This is a genomic window from Oleiphilus sp. HI0132 (assembly GCF_001635845.1).
Genome location: NZ_LWGJ01001792.1, coordinates 1 through 1215 on the forward strand (window position 1 = coordinate 1; position 1215 = coordinate 1215).

Consider the following 1215-nt stretch of genomic DNA (forward strand, 5'->3'; position numbering starts at 1 on the left):
AGTAACAGTGGACTGCTGCTTTTACGGCTGCTCTCTGTCGGATCGTCGGTAAGCAAAGGTGCTGGTGGGAGCGAGACAAGAGACTCGTGCAGGGCATCCAATTTTGCCGCCAGAGCGACTTGAGCGTTATCTCTCCGCACCTCCCCCGCGTCCACCTTGAGTTCATAAGCCGCTACCACGGGACCTGTCGAAAAGCTCCGCCGAGCGACGCGATGCTTTTCTATCATCATCTTCATCATCATCTTCTTCGTCATGGAGTTAATGAGTTTATCAACCAAAAGATTTAATACGATGTATGGGTATCAAATGGATTTGTATTAGAGACTAAAATCTCGGAGTTCAACTTGTACAAAATTAGCATAACTATCTCAAATCTAGGGCTGGAGTTTGGGCAGAGCGGTCATTTTCCATTGTTGATCCGTGCTGCGAATCATGCCTTTGGAGTTAAAGGATACTAATAAAACGCTCGAGGTAGCTATTTTTTAGAACCTGACCTAGGCACCATCAAAAGCTAAAGATCTGCTTTCCTGTTTTAAGTAATGTAAGGTTTCGAGGAAAATAGGCTCGATTCTTATGACCGCTATTCACCATTTTTTGATGCTGGGATAAAAGTTCGTATCAGTAATATTCAGCCAAAGCTGAGAGAAGTACCAAGGCCTGCTTTTGGCACTTAGCGGACGTCAAGCAGCGCTTGCCAACCAATAGAAGAATTGAACTCAGAAGTAATGGTATTTAATATGCGCCACATAATTATCTGTTTTTAACTCGCCGTTCTTTTCTCTTAGGATGTTGGTCAGCCCTTTGTATTCCAATAAACGTTTTGAGGACCGTTCATAGTGCAGGTAAATCGGGTCCATCACTAGTCCGATTAGCCAGCTTTGCGGCTTAATGGATAGTTGCAAGCGTTCTTCATTAATATCAACAGTCTCTAGTTTGAAACCAATTAACTCAGACCGATCAAGCGACAGGGTTTCAAATTTGATCTTCTTTCCCGCTAGCAAGTGCTGCCAATATTTGATGACCAAACGATCAAAGCCTGCATCGGCGACAATGCGCTTGCTGTTATCAATGCTTATCGTTTCATGCTGCAGGTCTTTCTTTTTGATGTGTTCAATCTTTACCTGATTGTCAGTTTTGGTCAGAAGACTTGTTTGATTCGAGCGGAGGTCGATAAAGCTCATGTCGGGTATTAATTTATGCTTCGAGAAATCCAGA

2 protein-coding genes are annotated in these 1215 nt (G+C 43.4%); both read right to left on the bottom strand.

Going from position 1 to position 1215, the window contains the following annotated elements; translation table 11 throughout:
* On the bottom strand, nt 1-278 hold a 278-nt coding region (locus tag A3766_RS32360; RefSeq protein ID WP_231883009.1), incomplete at its 3' end, for a hypothetical protein.
* A gap of 438 nt (nt 279-716) precedes the next feature.
* Nucleotides 717-1215, bottom strand: a 499-nt coding sequence (locus A3766_RS27235) for a hypothetical protein (RefSeq protein WP_197479789.1), incomplete at its 5' end; no start/stop codon positions are given.